Source organism: Pectobacterium nicotianae (assembly GCF_023272715.1).
GTDB classification, from domain to species: Bacteria; Pseudomonadota; Gammaproteobacteria; order Enterobacterales; family Enterobacteriaceae; genus Pectobacterium; species Pectobacterium brasiliense.
In genome coordinates, this window is record NZ_CP096821.1 from 1,926,074 (window position 1) to 1,944,686 (window position 18,613).

An 18,613-nucleotide genomic window follows, 5' to 3' on the forward strand; every position below is an offset into this window, starting at 1 on the left:
AGATTGCTGGCCGGTCTGGTTTCGTTGTTGGTAAATCGATAGTTCTTTAGGGGAGAAACGGCACGCGCTTAACGAAGTCGGTCTGAAACGCGGTGGCTTTATCCCATGAGCCCTGCATGCTTAACTGATGGCAAATCGATTTCAGCGTGTTACGGGCAAAGTAGTAGCTTTGCACGCGAAACAGGTGGCAACGCCCTTCATTATTAATCTCTTTAATCAACCGATTGTGCAGCTTGACCAGCGCATGCAGATAGCTCTCGTCATCGCCATTTCTCAGACAGAGTTCAACCATGTCCATGCAGGCGTTATGATAGCGACGTAAATGGTCAATATTGCTTCCCGGACGGTTTAAGCGAGCTTCCGCCATATAGAAATCAACGGTGGCATCGCGAATCTGAAATTTATATTCGTCAATTTGATGGTGCAGCCAGGCATTCACGGAAAGCATGGTTATCGATCCTGAACATGAAATGATAATCATTATCATATTGATAAAAAAGGTCATGATCAATGGGCAAAACGTGCTTTAACGTCAAAAGTCCGATCGGAAATCACATAAATCTTCATATACCTTCCCTGTTTTACAAATAGGTATCGCCGATAAATGTTATAATAATGATAACGAGATGATAATTTTCGCCTTCCCAAAAGGGACCGAGGTGATGCTATTAATTCATTTATTATCAATTGGTTAGTTGATTTATTGCCGCATTGTTTGGCGCGTCAGAGACGTGTAAAATAGCGCTATTGGCTCGCTAAAAACCGAAATGTTACGAATAGCCCTGCGAAACAAGAGGTTGAAGCTAGTTTCATTATCACTAACATTAGGGGAAACCAGCCTAAAACTGGTACCACACGCAATGAGGTATTCCATATGCAAGCGGAAAATGTAGGGACGTTTTCACTGGATGAAAATGTCTGGCAAGGATTGACGCTGACCGACAGCGCCGTGAAGCAGATTAAGAATCTGATGAAGCAGGATGAAGCCGTGCAAGGACTACGGCTCGGCGTTAAACAATCAGGCTGTGCGGGATTTGGCTATGTGCTGGATCTGGTACAGGAGTTCGAGACCGACGATCTGGTATTCGAACGTGATGGTGCAAAACTGTATGTCCCACTGAAAGCGATGCCTTTCATTGACGGCACAGAACTTGATTTCGTCCGTGAAGGGCTGAATCAGATATTCAAGTTTAATAATCCCAGAGCGCAGCATGCTTGTGGATGTGGCGAAAGCTTTGGCATTTAAGTGATGAAAAATTATGGCACGTAGCACGGTAGATGTACCTGATGATGTCCAGATCTGGATGGGTGATGGACGCTATAAAGAAGGTTTCTTCACGCAGTTGGAAACCGATGAGTTGGCGCACGGCATCAACGAAGATGTCGTTCGGGCGATCTCGGCGAAGCGTAACGAACCTGAGTGGATGCTGGAATTCCGTCTCAACGCCTACAAAGCGTGGCTGGAGATGGAAGAACCGCATTGGCTGAAAGCCCATTACGAGAAACTGGACTATCAGGACTATAGCTATTATTCCGCGCCTTCCTGCGGTAACTGCGACGACAGCTGCGGCTCTGAGCCCGGCGCCAAGCAGCAATCCGGGATTACGGACGTGAATAATTACCTGACCAGCGAAGTAGAGAACGCGTTTAATCAGCTGGGCGTTCCTGTCCGTGAAGGCAAGAAAGTGGCGGTCGATGCGATTTTTGACTCCGTCTCTGTTGCGACCACGTATCGGCATGAGCTGGCTGAAAAAGGCATTATCTTCTGCTCATTCAGCGAGGCGATTCAGGAACATCCCGATCTGGTGCGCCAGTATCTCGGTACAGTCGTCCCAGCGAATGACAACTTCTTTGCGGCGCTGAACTCGGCGGTCGCCTCCGACGGCACCTTTGTGTACATCCCGAAAGGCGTGCGCTGCCCGATGGAACTGTCGACATATTTCCGCATCAACGCGGCGAAAACCGGTCAGTTCGAGCGTACGATCCTGATCGCCGATGATGACAGCTACGTCAGCTACATCGAAGGCTGCTCCGCGCCCGTTCGTGACACCTACCAGCTGCACGCTGCGGTGGTGGAAGTCATCATCAACAAGAATGCCGAAGTGAAATACTCCACGGTGCAGAACTGGTTCTCCGGTAAAGATGACGCCGAAGGCGGGATTCTGAACTTCGTGACCAAGCGCGCGCTGTGTGCAGGCGAGCATTCGAAAATGTCCTGGACGCAGTCAGAAACCGGCTCCGCGATCACCTGGAAATACCCGAGCGTCATTCTGCGCGGTGACTACTCCGTCGGTGAATTCTTCTCTGTCGCGTTGACCAATGGTCGTCAGCAGGCCGATACCGGCACTAAGATGATTCACATCGGTAAAAACACCCGTTCGACCATTATTTCTAAAGGGATTTCCGCCGGACGCAGTGAGAACACCTACCGCGGTCTGGTGAAGATCATGCCGAGCGCGACCAACGCCCGTAACTTCACCCAGTGTGACTCCATGCTGATCGGCAGCGAATGTGGCGCGCACACCTTCCCGTATGTGGAAGTGCGCAACAATACCGCGCAACTGGAACACGAAGCGACGACCTCGAAAATTGGCGAAGACCAGCTGTTCTACTGTCTGCAACGCGGTATCAGCGAAGATGATGCCATCTCGATGATCGTGAACGGATTCTGTAAGGACGTCTTCTCTGAATTGCCGTTGGAATTTGCGGTAGAAGCACAAAAGTTACTGGCGATTAGCCTGGAACACAGCGTGGGTTAATTCGGCGGTTACCGGGATTTTCACAGAGAATAATGAGAATCATCGGTCCCGGAATTCATTAAGCGCTCGCCACATTGGGCGTTGGAAGGAATAAGCATGTTAAGCATCGAAAATTTAAAAGTCAGCGTAGAAGGCAAAGAGATCATCAAAGGGCTTAATCTCACCATTAAGCCGGGTGAAGTTCACGCGATTATGGGCCCGAATGGCTCAGGAAAAAGTACGCTCTCCGCGACGCTGGCTGGACGCGAAGAATATGAAGTGACCGACGGTGCGGTGAACTTCAAAGGGAAAGATCTGCTGGAATTGTCTCCAGAAGATCGTGCGGGCGAAGGCGTCTTCATGGCGTTTCAGTACCCTGTCGAGATCCCCGGCGTTAGCAACCAGTTCTTCCTGCAAACCTCCGTTAACGCGGTGCGTAAATACCGCGAGCAGGAACCGCTGGATCGCTTTGACTTCGCCGACTTTATCGAAGAAAAGATCAAGTTATTGAATATGCCGGAAGATTTGCTGACCCGTTCGGTCAACGTGGGCTTCTCCGGCGGTGAGAAAAAGCGTAACGATATTCTGCAGATGGCGGCGCTGGAGCCGGATCTGTGCATTCTGGATGAAACCGACTCTGGCCTGGACATCGATGCACTGAAAATCGTCTCTAACGGCGTTAACTCCCTGCGCGACGGCAAACGTTCGTTCATCATCGTCACGCACTACCAGCGTATTCTTGATTACATCAAACCGGATCACGTCCACGTTCTGTATCAAGGGCGCATTGTGAAATCCGGTGATTTCTCGCTGGTGAAACAGTTGGAGGAGCAAGGCTATGGCTGGCTTACCGACGAGCAATAAGGTGACGAGCGATAACGCGGCGGGTAAAACCAGCATCGCACAGAAACAAGAGCAGGCGCTGCAGCAATGGCATGGTCTGTTTGAACGCGATGCATCGCGCCGTTCTGAAGGGGCGAACCAGCACTGGCAGGACGTGGTGCGCCTTGGCTTACCGCACCGTAAGCATGAGCACTGGAAATACACGCCGCTGGATGGCTTGCTGAGCAACGAATTTGTCGCACCACAGGCATCGTCTCTCGATCGTGCAGCGGTAGACGCTCTGGCTTTAGCGGTAGATAGCTGGCGTCTGGTGTTTGTCGATGGCGTATTCAACGCAGAACTCAGCGACAGCGCCTGGGGCCCTTATCAGGTTGACGTACAAGCGGCGCGTGCGCATGGCGTGTTGCCTGCGGCCATCCAGTCTGAAGTGTTCCTGCACCTGACCGAAAGTCTGGCTAGCACAAGTACGCTGATTCATCTGGCTGCCGGACAGCAGGCGGAAAAACCGCTTTACCTGTTGCACATTAGCAGCAGCCAGGAAGCCGCGTTGAACACGGTTCACCATCGTCATCACCTGAACGTTGAGCGTGGCGCGAGTGCGGAAATTATCGAGCACTACGTCAGTCTGGATGAGCATGCGCACTTTACTGGCGCACGTCTGACGGTGAATGCGGCAGAAAATAGCCAGGTTAGCCATTATAAGCTGGCGTTTGAAGCGGCGGCGGGCTACCACTTCGCGCATAACGATCTGGTTCTGGCGCGTGATGCTCGGGTTCGTAGCCACAGCTTCTTGCTGGGGGCGGGTCTGACGCGTCATAACACCAGCGCCCAGTTGAATGGCGAAGGCACCAATCTGTCCATGAACAGCCTGATCCTGCCGGTTGGCAGCGAAGTGTGCGATACGCGAACCTATCTGGAGCATAATCAGGGTTATGGCGAAAGCCGCCAGTTGCATAAAGTCATCGTCAACGATCGCGCCAGAGCGGTGTTTAACGGCATGATCAAAGTTGCGCCACATGCGCTGAAAACTGACGGGCAGATGACTAACAACAACCTGCTGCTGGGTCGACTGGCTGAGGTTGATACCAAGCCGCAGTTGGAAATCTACGCAGACGACGTGAAATGCAGTCACGGCGCCACGATTGGCCGTATGGACGAAGAACAGCTGTTCTATCTGCGTTCTCGTGGTATTACGCAGCAGGATGCACAACAGATGATCATCTTCGCCTTTGCGGCGGAAGTCACAGAAGCGATTGAAAACGAGTCTCTGCGAGATGTGGTTCTGGAACGTATCGCGCAGCGTTTGCCAAACGCGCTGGCAAATGCCGGCAAGGCGGTATGATGAGTTATCCTATTGAACGGGTTCGTGCCGATTTCCCGCTGCTGGCAAGTGAGGTTAACGGTCAACCGTTAGCCTATCTTGATAGCGCCGCGAGTGCGCAAAAACCGCACGCGGTTATCGATCGCGAAGCCGAATTCTATCGCCATGAATATGCTGCTGTGCATCGCGGCATTCACACGCTGAGCGCGCAGGCGACCAGCGCGATGGAAGCCGTGCGCGAGAAGGTTGCCTCCTTTATCAATGCGGCCTCAGTAGAAGAGATTGTTTTTGTTCGCGGGACGACGGAGGCCATCAATCTGGTGGCTAACAGCTATGGCCGCACCTTTATCCAGCCGGGCGATAACCTGATCATCACCGAGATGGAACACCACGCGAATATCGTTCCCTGGCAAATGCTGGCGGAAGCGCGTGGCGTTGAGGTTCGCGTATTGCCGCTGGCCGAAGATGGCTCGCTGGATGTTGCGCAGCTTCCCGGCTTGCTGGACGAACGTACTCGCCTGCTGGCAGTAACGCAAATCTCTAACGTACTCGGTGCCCTAAACCCAGTTAAGGCCATGATCGCACAGGCAAAAGCCGCTGGCGCGGTTACGTTGGTCGATGGTGCGCAGTCGATTATGCATCAGACGGTCGATGTGCAGGATCTGGACTGTGATTTCTTTGTCTTTTCAGGACATAAGATCTATGGCCCTTCGGGTATTGGCGTGCTGTACGGCAAACGTGATCTGCTTCAGGCCATGCCGCCGTGGGAAGGCGGTGGGGCGATGATTCGTCAGGTGAGCCTGCGTACGGGCACCACCTATGCCGATTCACCGTGGTGCTTTGAGGCTGGTTCGCCCAACACGGGCGGTATCATGGGCTTAGGCGCTGCGTTGGACTACGTGACGGCGCTGGGACGTGAAGAGATTCAACGTTATGAGTCTTCTCTGATGCAGTATGCGCTGGAAGCGCTCACGCAGGTGCCCGATCTGACATTGTACGGGCCTGCTGAACGCCACGGTGTTATCGCGTTTAATCTTGGGCAGCACCACGCCTATGACGTTGGAAGTTTCCTCGATCGGTACGGTATTGCGATTCGCACCGGCCACCATTGCGCGATGCCGCTGATGGAACACTACGGTGTTCCTAGTATGTGCCGCGCCTCGCTGGCCGTTTATACTACACGCGAAGAAATTGACCGGCTGGTTGCCGGATTGCAACGTATCCATCGATTGCTGGGCAGCTAAGCGCCGCGCGCGGATCTGTCCGGGGAGGAAAACATGGCGAGTCTGCCAGAACCGCAGAAACTGGCGCGCAATTTTGCGCGCTGTAATGACTGGGAAGAAAAATATCTTTATGTCATCGAGTTAGGGGAGCGTCTTGACCCTCTGCCCGACGAATGGCGTAATCCAGAGAATCTGATTTCGGGGTGCCAAAGCCAGGTTTGGATTGTGACACAGCCCGATGAACAGGGCATTATCACCCTACACGGCGACAGCGATGCCGCCATCGTGAAAGGGCTGATTGCCGTGGTTTTCAGCCTGTATCAGGGGCTGACAGCGCAGGAGATTGTTGAGCTGGATGTGCGGCCATTCTTCGAATCGCTGGCGTTGAATCAACACCTGACGCCATCCCGCTCTCAGGGGCTTGAGGCGATGCTGCGCGCGATTCGCGCACATGCTGCGGCACTGCTTTAATTTTCTTCCCTGTTTTCTGCTTTCCTGAAGTATAAAAAAGCGCTGTGACGGAAAAAACGTCCAGCGCTTTTTTGTTTTTTCATTTACTGATTTTTACCAACAGCACGTTATTGTTTTTGGCAGATTTATTAACTCGCTGATATTTCAGAATTCGTCCCGTATATTTATTTCCCATTAAATTTTATGCTGGCTCTGCTTTGTAAAGAATTGAATATCAATGCTTTGATTTTTAAATAAAATATTCTTTTGTTACAACAATGCTAATATATACCCACGCTCGGTGGAAAGGGGCAACAATAGCCGCATTGACACCAGATATCCCCGAACCATTCAGGTTGCAGAAACGCGAATGCGCAGGCAACTTGAGGCATGGCGGGGTAAACAGGGTATAGCCAGCCGGATACTGCATTCTGGGTACAGAACCGGATGTTGTTGATAAATTACTTATGTTAGTTGTGATGTAGGGAACCTAATATGAAACGCGCGTTAACTTTACTTGGTATGGCCTTCGCGGCATATCTGGCCAGCACCGCCGCTAAAGCGACGGAATACCTGCTACCGCCACCCAATAGCCGACTTATTGGCGAAAACATCGCTTATACGGTCCCCAATGATGGTCGTCCGCTGGAGGCTATCGCTGCGGATTTCAAGATTGGTCTGTTGGGCATGATGGAAGCGAATCCAGGGGTGGATCCTTACCTGCCGACAGCGGGTTCCACGCTCACGGTCCCAACGCAAATGCTGCTGCCGGATACCCCGCGTGAAGGCATTGTGGTCAATCTGGCGGAGCTGCGCCTCTACTACTACCCGAAAGGGAAGAATACCGTCATCGTTTACCCGATCGGCATTGGTCAGTTGGGGCGCAATACGCCACTGATGACGACCAGCATTAGCGAGAAGCGTGAAAATCCGACCTGGACGCCAACGGCGAACATCCGTAAGCATTATCTTGAAGAGCAGGGCATTAAACTGCCTGCCGTCGTTCCGGCTGGCCCAGATAACCCGATGGGGTTACACGCGTTGCGTCTGTCAGCGCACGGCGGCGTTTATCTGCTGCACGGTACGAACGCGGACTTCGGTATCGGTATGCGCGTAAGTTCCGGCTGTATCCGTCTGCGTCCGGATGATATCAAGGCGTTATTCGACAACGTGCCAGTCGGCACGCGAGTGCAGATTGTTAACGATGCGATTAAAACGTCCGTTGAACCAGACGGCAAACGCTACGTTGAAGTGCATCAGCCTCTGTCGAAAACCGATAAGGACGACCCACAAACCATGCCGATTCCACTGACGGCGAAGACGCAGAAGTTTGTTAAGGATGCGGAGACGGACAGTAAAGCGGTTGCTGATGCAATTGTGCGTCGTTCAGGCATGCCAATCGTGGTTAGCGTAGGGCAAGACATCAATACTTACCAGCCACCGGTAGAGTCTGCTCCAGAAGCGCCTCAAACGCATCAGGTTGCGCCGATCACGGCGATCAGTACCACCGCTCGGTAATACTGAAATAAATCGGTCAGATGCGTTTAGGCGCATCTGTGCTGGCCCAGGGATAGGGCAGAAGGATGAAGATACCTGACAAAGCGAAAAAGGGATTGAAAGAGAACGCAGAAAAGGTAAAACGCAGGCAAAAAAATGGCGCACAGTGTGCGCCATTTTCACTACTTAACCAGTTCGATTACTTTTTGTAAGTACGAACTTGGTTGTCCAGACGCTGGTTAGCACGAGCTGCGTCATCTTTAGCAGCTTGTACGTCAGAGCGGATTGCGTTCACGTCGTTGCTCAGTTGGTCAACTTTAGCGTTCAGAGTCTGAACGTCAGAAGACAGCTGATCAATTTTAGCGTTGCTTGAACAACCAGCAAGCAGAGTAGAACCCAGGATTACCGCGCCCAGTACCAGTTTAGTACGATTCATTATTAATACCCTCTAGATTGAGTTAATCTCCATGTAGCGTTACAAGTATTACACAAACTTTTTTCTAATGAGAATAAATTTTTGATGAGAACATGCTTAATTTTGATCGTTCGCTCAAAGAAACAGCGAGTTTTACATATTCATTAAAAAAGTAAGGAAAACAGTGCTATTTTTATCGGATAACTCTGAGGCTTTAGGCTATTAAATGACGTGTTACACAGACGCATTAATTAGGTTATCGCACTGTAGAAAGTCGTTTCAGAATATAAAAAAAGCGCCATTAAGGCGCTTTTTACCGATCTGATCGTTGGGATTAGAGACGGTGTACGGAAGCGGTGTTGGTTGTGCCGCTGGAAACCAGTGCACCAGATACCATAACCACAACATCGCCAGCTTGCGCATGACCGCTGTTCAGCGCCGCTTCTTTACCAATACGGTAGAAATCATCAGTAGAAGCGATTTCCTTCACCAGCAGCGTATCAATGCCTTTGCTCAGCAGCAGCTGACGTGCAGTCACGTCGTTCGTCGTCAGTGCCAGAATACGGGCGTTCGGGAAGTATTTACGGATAGACTTGGCAGACTTACCGCCGCTGGTCGCAACCACAATCAGTGGTGCATCCAGTTTCTCTGCAGTTTCAACTGCGCCACGGCAGACCGCTTCAGTGATACGCAGAACCGGAGGCGTCTTGATGGTATCCAGACGGCTTTTCATTACGGAGTCGGTACGCTGACAGATCGTCGCCATAATGGTAACGGATTCCAGCGGGTATTTACCTTTCGCACTTTCGCCAGACAGCATAACGGCATCGGTACCGTCGATGATGGCGTTCGCCACGTCGCCAGCTTCAGCACGGGTAGGGCGTGGGTTTTTGATCATGGAATCCAGCATTTGCGTCGCGGTGATCACCACTTTGCGTGCCAGGTTACATTTTTCGATCATCATTTTCTGTGCGAAGATCACTTCTTCAACCGGGATTTCAACGCCCAGGTCGCCACGAGCAACCATGATGCCGTCTGACGCTTCCAGGATTTCGTCGAAATTGTTCAGACCTTCCTGGTTTTCGATTTTGGAGATGATCTGGATATGCTCGCCACCGTGTGCTTTCAGGTGAGCGCGAATCTCTTCAACGTCAGAACGTTTACGAATAAAGGATGCCGCAACGAAATCGACGCCTTGTTCGCAACCGAAAATCAGGTCACGTTTGTCTTTTTCAGCCAGAGCAGGTAACTGGATGGAAACGCCAGGCAGGTTGACACCTTTATTCTCGCCCAGATCGCCATTGTTCAGCACTTTACAAACGACGTCGTTACCGTTGATTGCGGTAACCTGCATACCGATCAAGCCGTCATCAACCAGAACGGTGTTGCCGACGCTGAGGTCTTCGGTAAATCCAGCGTAGGTTACTGCGACGCGATCTTTGTTACCCACGATGCTTTGATCGGTGGTGAACGTGAACGTTTGACCAGCGGTCAGCGTGACGTCAGCGCCGTTTTCCAGCTTCATGGTACGAATTTCTGGGCCTTTGGTGTCAAGCAGGATAGCGGCTTTCTTGCCGGTTTTTTCCATGACGGCACGCAGATTCTTGATGCGTTGACCGTGTTCTGCGTAATCCCCGTGAGAGAAATTCAGGCGCATAACATTCATGCCAGCAGACAGCAGGTTGCCAAGCATTTCTTCCGATTCTGTTTTCGGCCCGATGGTACAAACAATTTTTGTCTTTTTCATACGATAGTTTCTACAAGTTGTGATGGATTAAAAAACGAGTGATCCAGTGGCGAGGCGAGACAGGCCGCTGGAAAGAATGTATGAGGAAACAGTATAGGAGGTAAGTATAGATGGTCGTCGTGAATGGGTGATGAAGTGCGCAACTGCTCGTCGCATAAGATCTGCGGGAGTCGCGTTGGCGATGCCGTTGATAATAATGTTATTGATAGTGGCACGTTGTTTAGCTGAAACCATTCAATTGAAACGACGTTCCGTATTATAGTTATTAAGCGACGAGAAACAAGGTGGTAAAAGGGATGAAATTGAATATTTTGTCGTGTTTACGCAAAAAACTGATCGATTTGGTGTTTTTACCTAACTTTGTTGCGCAACTGCCTAAGAAACCCACCGTATCAATACGGTATGACGGCAACGGGCTGCAAGTGGTTGATTCTTGTAACGGCACACAATAAATAAAGAAAACGCGTGTAAGCGGCACGTTTTTCTGTCGATCCGTATCACGTTTTTGTGTCATTCTCCTTGAGAAGAGGAATGCAAATGGTAGTTTACCTGCCATTGCGGATTGTTACTGCGTAAGCAGGCAAAACCAGATGCTCGTTCTTGCTACGGGTGTCTGGTTTTTTTGTTTCCAGGGTTTGAAAAATGAAGATTGCCAAAATACTCAACAATAATGTCGTCACCGTAATCGACGAAAACAATAATGAGTCGGTTGTGATGGGACGAGGGCTGGGCTTCAAAAAGCACTCTGGCGACCTGCTGGACGAAACGCTGATTGAACGTGTGTTTGTGATGAAATCCGGCGAGCTGACATCGCGTCTACAGGAGTTGCTGTCAGAGATTCCGATGGATGTCATCACGACGGCAGACAAGATCATTCTGCTGGCAAAAGACCGTTTGCCCGGAAAACTGCAAAACAGCGTCTACATCTCCTTAACGGATCACTGTCACTTTGCGATAGAGCGCCATAAGCAAGGGGTGGATATCCGCAATGTGCTGTTATGGGAAATAAAACGCCTGTATCCAAAGGAATTCGCGGTTGGTCTGGAGGCGCTGGATATTATTGAGCAGCGTTTGGCCGTGCGGTTACCGGAAGATGAGGCGGGGTTTATTGCACTGCATTTGGTGAATGCGCAGCTCGACAGCGAAATGCCGGAAGTCTTGCAGATTACCAAAATCATGCAGGAAATACTGAACATTGTAAAATATCAGCTGAGTCTGGATTATAATGAACAGGCGTTAAGTTATCATCGTTTTGTGACGCATTTGAAATTTTTTGCGCAGCGGCTAATAGGAAAAAGCACGGTATTTAGTGATGATGAATCATTACATGATGTCGTGAAGGAAAGGTATCAATTATCTTATCGCTGTGCAGAGAAAATACAGGTTCATATTATTCAAAAGTATCAGTATACGTTAACGAAAGAAGAGTTGATGTTCTTAACGATTCATATCGAACGCGTACGGACAGAAGGTCAGGATAAAATAGAACCAGGTGATGGAGAGTAATTTCTGTTAATTTGCTTTTCGTCACAAAATAACAGCATGACAAGATAAATGTCCTTGCGTACGGTGAAAGTTAAAGCATAGAGTATGTGGAAAGTAAATTATCAGATGAAGTTGGTTTTATTGTCAGCACGACTACTGTGCCGACAAACAAGCAGGATTGTTACTGTCAGGCTAGTCTAGGCGGGCAGGCAAAACCTAAATCGTTTTCTCAATGCTTATTGGGAAAAGCGATTTAGGTTTTTTTTTGTCTCAAACAGATCTGGCAATCTTAAATTATTGATATTTAAGTCTGTTTAGTATTAAGGATAGACGATGGAATACAAAGCATTAGCAACAGAGATACTCGATGGTGTCGGCGGACGTGGCAACATCATTAGCGTGATGCATTGCGCAACCCGATTACGCTTTAAATTAAAAGACAACAAAAAAGCGGATGCCGCTGCGCTGAAAAATAATTCAGGCGTGATCATGGTGGTTGAAAGTGGCGGACAATTTCAGGTCGTCGTCGGCAATCATGTCAGTGACGTCTATGGCAGTTTACAGAATATTGCTGGACTGACGGATCAGGCTGACGCATCAGGTAATGAAGACGGCGATGAGAAAAAAGGAAATATCTTCTCTCGCTTCATTGATATTATTTCTGGGATATTTACGCCGCTAATTGGAGTAATGGCGGCGTCGGGTATTTTAAAAGGTTTTCTGGCACTCAGTCTGGCCTGTGGTTGGATGGTTGAAAGCAGCGGAACTTATAAAGTTCTGTTTGCAGCAAGCGATGCATTATTCTTTTTCTTCCCGGTAGTATTAGGCTATACCGCAGGGAAGAAATTTGGTGGTAATCCATTTGTTACTATGGTGATTGGTGCCACGCTAGTGCATCCTTCCATGATTGCTGAATTTGGTGCCATGCAAAATGCAGGTTACCAACAACTGTATTTCCTGGGTATTCCGATTACCTTCATCAATTATGCCTCTTCTGTTATTCCGATTATTTTCTCGGCCTGGCTTGCTTCACGTCTGGAAAAACCGCTGAATGCTATTTTGCATATCAATATCCGCAATTTCTTCACGCCGCTGCTGTGCCTCTGCATTACCGTTCCCGTCACGTTCTTGCTGATTGGTCCGGCGGCAACCTGGCTTGGGCACATGCTGGCCAGCGGTTACCAACTGATCTACGGGCTGAACTCCATGATTGCAGGCGCGTTGATGGGGGCGCTGTGGCAGGTGTTTGTTATTTTTGGTCTGCACTGGGGCTTAACGCCGCTGATGATCAATAACCTCAGCGTGCTGGGGCATGACACCATGATGCCGCTACTAGTTCCTGCGGTGTTAGGGCAGGCAGGGGCGGTGCTGGGCGTGTTGCTGCGTACCCGTGATATGAAGCTGAAAGGGATTTCTGGTTCAGCGTTCTCGGCGGCAATCTTTGGTATTACCGAACCTGCTGTGTATGGCGTCACGCTGCCGCTGAAACGTCCTTTCATCTTTGGTTGTGTGGGGGGCGCAATGGGCGCCGCCATTCTGGGGTACTTCCATACCACTATCTATTCCTTCGGTTTCCCGAGCATCTTTACCTTTACTCAGGTTATCCCGCCGACCGGTGTCGATAACACGGTCTGGGCCGCCATTATTGGTACGGTGATTTCATTTACCTTTGCTGCCGCCGCGAGTTGGGCATTTGGGATTCCCGCGGAAGAAAAAGCGACAGACGCAAATGCACCTGCGGCGGCACCACAAGCCACACAGCGTCAGAATGATGCAATGCGCAAGCAAGAGATAAACAGCCCGATCGACGGTATGGTTCTGCCACTTGAACAAGTCGGCGATGAAACGTTTGCCAGTGGCTTAATGGGAAAAGGGATTGCGATTAAACCGCTGGCCGGGCGCGTGGTTTCTCCGGTGAACGGTACGGTTGCTTCGCTGTTTAAAACCAATCATGCCATTGGGCTCGAATCGGAAGACGGAGCCGAGGTGCTCATTCACGTTGGTATCGATACGGTGAAATTGGACGGTCAGTATTTCACTGCACACATCAAGACAGGCGATGTCGTGAAGCAGGGTGATCTTCTGGTGGAGTTTGATTATCAGGCGATTGAGAAAGCCGGCTATGACACCACAACGCCCGTCATTATCACCAATAGCGAAGATTACGTTGATGTTCTGCCTACTGCCGGAGACACCGTGCAAGAGCAGGGCGCGTTGCTGACGTTAATTCGCTGACATTGAAATTTACGACCCAATTGGGAGGAGAAAATATGAGCCATCAGTTTCCGAAAGAGTTCTTGTGGGGCGGCGCGATCGCAGCCAATCAGGTTGAAGGTGCGTACTTAACGGACGGTAAAGGGTTATCAACGTCCGACTTACAGCCACAGGGTATTTTTGGCGAGATCGTCACGCGTACGCCGGGCGACAGCGGAATCAAAGACACGGCGATCGATTTTTATCACCGCTACCCCGAAGATATCGCGCTCTTTGCTGAAATGGGCTTCAAATGCCTGAGAGTCTCTATTGCCTGGACGCGCATTTTCCCGCAGGGCGATGAAACCCAGCCGAATGAGGCAGGGCTGGCATTTTACGATCGCCTGTTTGATGAAATGGCGAAGTACGGGATTCAGCCGTTGGTGACGCTGTCCCACTATGAAATGCCGTATGGTCTGGTGAAGAATTACGGCGGCTGGGGAAGCCGTGAAACGATTACGTTCTTCGAACGTTACGCTCGCACGGTATTCCAGCGCTATAAAGACAAAGTGAAATATTGGCTGACGTTCAACGAAATTAACTGTGCGCTGCACGCACCGTTTACAGGGATTGGTTTACCTACCGAGAGTAGTAAGCAGGATATTTATCAGGCGATTCATCACCAGCTTGTTGCGAGTGCGAAAGCGGTGAAGGCGTGTCATGACATCATCCCTGATGCCAAAATCGGCAATATGATGCTGGGTTCCATGTTCTATCCATTAACCTGCAAACCCGCGGATGTCATGGAAACGATGCAGCAGAACCGTGATTGGCTGTTCTTCGGTGATGTCCAAGCCCGAGGATACTACCCGGCGTACATGAAGCGCTTCTTTGCACAGCACGGTATTACGCTGACGGTAACGGAAGACGATCGCCAGTCGCTGAAGGAAACGATTGATTTCATTTCTTTCAGCTATTACATGACGGGCTGCGTAACCACCGATGAAGAAGTGAACCAGAAAGCTCGCGGCAATATTCTGAATATGGTGCCGAACCCGCATCTGGAAAGCTCGGAGTGGGGCTGGCAGATTGACCCGGAAGGGCTGCGCTATATCCTGAACTATCTGTATGACCGTTACCAAAAACCGCTGTTCATTGTGGAAAATGGTCTGGGTGCCAAAGATAAACTCGAAAGCGATGGCAGCATTAACGATGACTATCGCATCAAATACCTGAACGATCACCTGTATCAAGTGGGTGAAGCGCTGGAAGATGGCGTTGAGGTGATGGGTTATACCTGCTGGGGCCCTATCGATCTGGTCAGTGCATCAAAAGCCGAAATGTCAAAACGCTATGGCTTCATTTATGTCGATCGTGACGATGAAGGGAACGGTTCGTTAGAACGTCGGCGTAAGAAAAGTTTCTATTGGTATAAAGAGGTCATTTCCTCTAATGGCGAAACGTTGAAGTAAAGCACCGCATTGATGAATCATTTACGCATTCATTCTCAGGAAAATAAACTCTGGAATGAATGCGAACTCTATTTTTTTTACTACCCATGGGAAAGATGGCGAGGAAATAAGATGAAGCGGAGGAAATGGACTAGCCATTAAATTATATAAACGGTTATGTGGATTTTTCAAAAAGCTTTTTATAAATAGACGAGCCATCGGCTGGCGTCGGAATGGTTTCGTTTTAAATCTAATAATGTACCCTACTCGGATAATAAATATGCGTAAAAAATTCCCTGTAAAGATGATGGTATTACTGATGTCGTCAGTGTTTTTGTCTAATGGTGCTATGGCCGCGAAGTTGACCGTAGAGGAAAGATTGGAGCTATTGGAGAAAGAACTGGCGGCAAATAAAGCCGAATTGCAGTCAACGAAAAAAGAGTTTCGTGAATATAAGACGAACGCAGAAAATAAAGCACGTCTTGCTGCAAACTCTGCGGCAAAAGATAAACCACTGGTTGTTGCATCTTCTGGCACGTCATCGGCTAATCAGGTGGTTCTTGCGCCTGTTGTCCAACCCGCCACAAATACGACTGATGCGGCGACAAGTGCAGAACAGAAACCATTAACGTTAGCTGAAGTGAGTAAGTTCGTTAAGGATGATATTGGCTTTAGCTATACGGGGTATTTCCGTTCTGGATGGGCCACGGCCGATCATGGCGCACCAAAATCGTATGCGATTGGTTCATTAGGGCGTTTTGGTAATGAGCACAGTGGTTGGTTCGATCTCATACTGAGCCAAAAAGTTTATGCAGAAGGGAATAAACGTGTCGACGCCGTCATCCAATTGGATGGTAACGTGGGTATGCAGTACAACAGCGCCTGGTTTGGCGAAGACGCCGATAATGAAAATAAACTGCAATTCTCCCAGATGTACGTCAATACAAAAGGGTTCTTGCCATTCGCCCCAGAGGCTGATTTTTGGGTAGGTAAAAATACCCTGCCAGTCTATGAAATTCAGATGCTTGACTGGAAAAGCCACCGTTCAGAAGCGGCGGGCGGTGTAGGTATTGAGAACTGGCAACTGGGCGTGGGTAAACTTGATGTCTCTTTGAACCGTGAAGACGTTAACGCGCGGCGATTTGTATATAATGATCCGAAGAAAGATAAAAATCAGGTCAATACCAATGCGGTTGATATCCGTTATAAAGGCATTCCGCTGTGGGATAATGCAACACTGTCTCTGATTGGTAAATATGCGAAAGCCAATAAGAGCAATGTGCAGAATAATAATGAAATCGATGGTTTATCGTATAAATTGAAAGATGCCTGGACCGCGGGTGTCATTTTACGTCAAGGATTATATAACGGTGGATTTAATGAATTCACCGTGCAAGGTGCGAGTAATTCTATTGCCAGCGGTTTTGCTAATATCTCTGATGCTAACCCGACGTATAGCCGTAATGGTGACTACTATGGTAATCATTCAGGTAATGCCTTCCGCGCGATCTCGCAAGGAGAAATGTATCTGCGTGATGATGTCATTATGGCGAATGCGCTGGTTTATTCACAAGGTAATGACATATACAGCTATGACACGGGAGCGCATACCGATTTCAACAGCATCCGTGCGGTATTACGTCCTGCTTATATTTGGGATAAATTTAACCAGACTGGGGTCGAATTGGCATATTTTAACCAAACCAATAAGGCCAATGGTGTGAATTATCACGAGTCAGGTTATAAAACCACGCTGTACCATGCGCTTAAAGTTGACACGAGTATCTTGAATTCTCGTCCAGAGATTCGGTTCTATGGTTCTTACCTGAAAATTGAAGATAACGATATCAGTAAAGCCACCTTTAACGACAGTAAGAGCGATCAATTCTCCGTGGGTGTTCAAGCGGAAGTTTGGTGGTAATCGCTGTCACCACATCGGCATCGCTTCGGCGGTGCCGCTACATTTAGCAAAAACAGACTCGATAACGTGATATTCGGGATGGAATTATGCGAATGAACATGAAGAAAATATCTTTATCATTATTAGCTCTGGGTGTCTTGACGGGTGTTTCTGTCAACGCTTCTGCGCTCCCTGCCGATTTTCCTGTTATGCCCGCGGCAACTGTCCCTGTGAGTGAATACGTCACGGCGGTGAACGCGGATAGCAGTATTACTTTCCGCCTGTTTGCGCCAACGGCGAAGCAGGTCAGTGTTTTTACCGGTTCGACGCCCGATAGCATCGTGTCCCATGCGATGACGAAAGATGAATCTGGCGTATGGTCGTTCAAAACGCCAGCGTTGGCACCGAACCTGTATGAATATTTCTTCAGTGTGGATGGTTTTCGCACCATTGATACCGGCACGGCGTTTACCAAACCGCAGCGTCAGGTGAATACCAGCCTGATTCTGGTGCCGGGAAGTATTCTGGACGTGCGTCAGGCACCACACGGTGAGCTGAGAACGCTGACCTACCACTCGAAAGCCTTGAAATCAGAGCGTCAGGTGTATGTCTGGACGCCGCCGGGCTATAGCGAATCGTCAAAACCGCTGCCGGTGCTGTACTTCTACCATGGCTTTGGCGATACGGGCGCATCAGCCGTGGTGCAGGGGCGGATACCGCAGATGATGGATAACCTGCTGGCGGAGAAAAAGATTGAGCCGATGCTGGTCGTCATTCCTGATACGGAAACGGACGTTCCCGGCATTATCCCGGAAGAGTATCCCCCGCAGGAGCGCCGCAAGGTGTTCTATCCGCGCAATGCATTAGCGGCGGACAGGGAACTCATTCATGACATCATCCCCGAGATCGGCAAACGTTTTAACGTCCGTCAGGATGCAAACGGCAGGGCGCTGGCCGGGTTGTCGCAGGGCGGCTATCAGGCATTGGTATCCGGCATGAGTCACTTAGATCATTTCGGCTGGCTGGCGACGTTCAGCGGCGTGACCACCGAAACGGTGCCGAACACGGCCGTTGCTGCACAGCTTGAGCGGCCGGAGCAGATTAATCAGCAACTGAATAACTTCACGGTGGTGATTGGCGAAACTGACAACATCACGGGTAAGGATATTGCGGGTCTGAAAACGGCACTGGAGCAGAAAAATATCCGGTTTGACTACCGCCATTATCCGAATCTCGGCCATGAAATGGATGTCTGGCGACCAGCCTACAGTGAGTTTGTTCAGAAGCTTTTTAAATAGCGTCTTCATGCTGCGGGCCGCGTCGTCGCATGCCCGCTTCTCTGATGGCAGC

At 49.7% G+C, this 18,613-nt stretch carries 15 protein-coding genes; 12 read left to right on the forward strand and 3 right to left on the reverse strand.

All coding sequences use genetic code 11. The annotated features are described in order from the left end of the window. Positions 1-46 precede the first annotated feature (46 nt). Positions 47-448: a hypothetical protein gene (locus tag MYB54_RS08670; protein WP_039286032.1), complete on the reverse strand. Its 402-nt coding sequence runs from the start codon at positions 446-448 to the stop codon at positions 47-49. Between the two features lie 426 nt (positions 449-874). Here MYB54_RS08670 and sufA point away from each other — a divergent pair, with 426 nt between their 5' ends. The 7 genes from sufA (at position 875) to MYB54_RS08705 (ending at position 8,093) form a co-directional block, all read left to right on the forward strand. Next, positions 875-1,246, forward strand: a complete 372-nt coding sequence (gene sufA, locus MYB54_RS08675) for a Fe-S cluster assembly scaffold SufA (protein ID WP_005970398.1) — start codon at positions 875-877, stop codon at positions 1,244-1,246. Between the two features lie 13 nt (positions 1,247-1,259). Then, positions 1,260-2,759, forward strand: a complete 1,500-nt coding sequence (gene sufB / locus MYB54_RS08680) for a Fe-S cluster assembly protein SufB (protein ID WP_010297791.1) — start codon at positions 1,260-1,262, stop codon at positions 2,757-2,759. 96 nt (positions 2,760-2,855) lie between these two features. Continuing rightward, positions 2,856-3,602 (forward strand): Fe-S cluster assembly ATPase SufC, encoded by a 747-nt coding sequence (gene sufC / locus MYB54_RS08685; protein ID WP_039276516.1) that lies wholly within the window; start codon positions 2,856-2,858, stop codon positions 3,600-3,602. Then, positions 3,577-4,923, forward strand: coding sequence for a Fe-S cluster assembly protein SufD (gene sufD, locus MYB54_RS08690; RefSeq protein ID WP_248721809.1), 1,347 nt, complete (start codon positions 3,577-3,579; stop codon positions 4,921-4,923). The genes sufC and sufD overlap by 26 nt, the downstream gene beginning before the upstream one ends. Continuing rightward, on the forward strand, positions 4,923-6,146 hold the full coding sequence (gene sufS, locus MYB54_RS08695) for a cysteine desulfurase SufS (RefSeq protein ID WP_248721810.1): 1,224 nt from the start codon (positions 4,923-4,925) through the stop codon (positions 6,144-6,146). Before sufD ends, sufS begins: the two co-directional genes overlap by 1 nt. Before the next feature lie 33 nt (positions 6,147-6,179). Continuing rightward, positions 6,180-6,596 (forward strand): cysteine desulfuration protein SufE, encoded by a 417-nt coding sequence (gene sufE / locus MYB54_RS08700; protein ID WP_010276404.1) that lies wholly within the window; start codon positions 6,180-6,182, stop codon positions 6,594-6,596. Between the two features lie 474 nt (positions 6,597-7,070). After that, on the forward strand, positions 7,071-8,093 hold the full coding sequence (locus MYB54_RS08705) for a L,D-transpeptidase family protein (RefSeq protein ID WP_248721811.1): 1,023 nt from the start codon (positions 7,071-7,073) through the stop codon (positions 8,091-8,093). Positions 8,094-8,271: 178 nt separating this feature from the next. On the opposite strand, the gene MYB54_RS08710 is transcribed toward MYB54_RS08705, so the two are convergent. Next, the gene (locus MYB54_RS08710; RefSeq protein WP_005970385.1) at positions 8,272-8,508 is read right to left on the reverse strand and encodes a major outer membrane lipoprotein; all 237 of its coding nucleotides are present in this window, start codon (positions 8,506-8,508) and stop codon (positions 8,272-8,274) included. Positions 8,509-8,821: 313 nt separating this feature from the next. Beyond that, positions 8,822-10,234: a pyruvate kinase PykF gene (pykF, locus tag MYB54_RS08715; protein WP_014915791.1), complete on the reverse strand. Its 1,413-nt coding sequence runs from the start codon at positions 10,232-10,234 to the stop codon at positions 8,822-8,824. 642 nt (positions 10,235-10,876) lie between these two features. Here pykF and licT point away from each other — a divergent pair. From licT to MYB54_RS08740, 5 genes are all read left to right on the forward strand, one after another. Next, complete coding sequence (gene licT, locus MYB54_RS08720) at positions 10,877-11,740, forward strand: BglG family transcription antiterminator LicT (RefSeq protein WP_010276421.1); 864 nt, start codon at positions 10,877-10,879, stop codon at positions 11,738-11,740. A 312-nt stretch (positions 11,741-12,052) separates the two neighbouring features. Further along, the gene (gene bglF, locus MYB54_RS08725; RefSeq protein ID WP_248721812.1) at positions 12,053-13,954 is read left to right on the forward strand and encodes a PTS beta-glucoside transporter subunit IIABC; all 1,902 of its coding nucleotides are present in this window, start codon (positions 12,053-12,055) and stop codon (positions 13,952-13,954) included. 35 nt (positions 13,955-13,989) lie between these two features. Further along, the gene (locus tag MYB54_RS08730) at positions 13,990-15,384 is read left to right on the forward strand and encodes a glycoside hydrolase family 1 protein (protein ID WP_248721813.1); all 1,395 of its coding nucleotides are present in this window, start codon (positions 13,990-13,992) and stop codon (positions 15,382-15,384) included. Between the two features lie 259 nt (positions 15,385-15,643). Next, positions 15,644-17,284, forward strand: coding sequence for a carbohydrate porin (locus MYB54_RS08735; protein ID WP_039314361.1), 1,641 nt, complete (start codon positions 15,644-15,646; stop codon positions 17,282-17,284). A 92-nt stretch (positions 17,285-17,376) separates the two neighbouring features. Continuing rightward, a complete protein-coding gene (locus tag MYB54_RS08740) occupies positions 17,377-18,561 on the forward strand; it encodes an alpha/beta hydrolase (RefSeq protein WP_248721814.1) in 1,185 nt (394 codons plus the stop codon). Positions 18,562-18,613 lie beyond the last annotated feature (52 nt).

What these genes read in the sequence shown, in the direction of transcription:
- MYB54_RS08670 (WP_039286032.1), bottom strand. Translation starts at nt 448, where the DNA reads ATGCTTTCCGTGAATGCCTGGCTGCACCATCAAATTGACGAATATAAA.
- sufA (WP_005970398.1), top strand. Translation starts at nt 875, where the DNA reads ATGCAAGCGGAAAATGTAGGGACGTTTTCACTGGATGAAAATGTCTGG.
- sufB (WP_010297791.1), top strand. Translation starts at nt 1,260, where the DNA reads ATGGCACGTAGCACGGTAGATGTACCTGATGATGTCCAGATCTGGATG.
- sufC (WP_039276516.1), top strand. Translation starts at nt 2,856, where the DNA reads ATGTTAAGCATCGAAAATTTAAAAGTCAGCGTAGAAGGCAAAGAGATC.
- sufD (WP_248721809.1), top strand. Translation starts at nt 3,577, where the DNA reads ATGGCTGGCTTACCGACGAGCAATAAGGTGACGAGCGATAACGCGGCG.
- sufS (WP_248721810.1), top strand. Translation starts at nt 4,923, where the DNA reads ATGAGTTATCCTATTGAACGGGTTCGTGCCGATTTCCCGCTGCTGGCA.
- sufE (WP_010276404.1), top strand. Translation starts at nt 6,180, where the DNA reads ATGGCGAGTCTGCCAGAACCGCAGAAACTGGCGCGCAATTTTGCGCGC.
- MYB54_RS08705 (WP_248721811.1), top strand. Translation starts at nt 7,071, where the DNA reads ATGAAACGCGCGTTAACTTTACTTGGTATGGCCTTCGCGGCATATCTG.
- MYB54_RS08710 (WP_005970385.1), bottom strand. Translation starts at nt 8,508, where the DNA reads ATGAATCGTACTAAACTGGTACTGGGCGCGGTAATCCTGGGTTCTACT.
- pykF (WP_014915791.1), bottom strand. Translation starts at nt 10,234, where the DNA reads ATGAAAAAGACAAAAATTGTTTGTACCATCGGGCCGAAAACAGAATCG.
- licT (WP_010276421.1), top strand. Translation starts at nt 10,877, where the DNA reads ATGAAGATTGCCAAAATACTCAACAATAATGTCGTCACCGTAATCGAC.
- bglF (WP_248721812.1), top strand. Translation starts at nt 12,053, where the DNA reads ATGGAATACAAAGCATTAGCAACAGAGATACTCGATGGTGTCGGCGGA.
- MYB54_RS08730 (WP_248721813.1), top strand. Translation starts at nt 13,990, where the DNA reads ATGAGCCATCAGTTTCCGAAAGAGTTCTTGTGGGGCGGCGCGATCGCA.
- MYB54_RS08735 (WP_039314361.1), top strand. Translation starts at nt 15,644, where the DNA reads ATGCGTAAAAAATTCCCTGTAAAGATGATGGTATTACTGATGTCGTCA.
- MYB54_RS08740 (WP_248721814.1), top strand. Translation starts at nt 17,377, where the DNA reads ATGAACATGAAGAAAATATCTTTATCATTATTAGCTCTGGGTGTCTTG.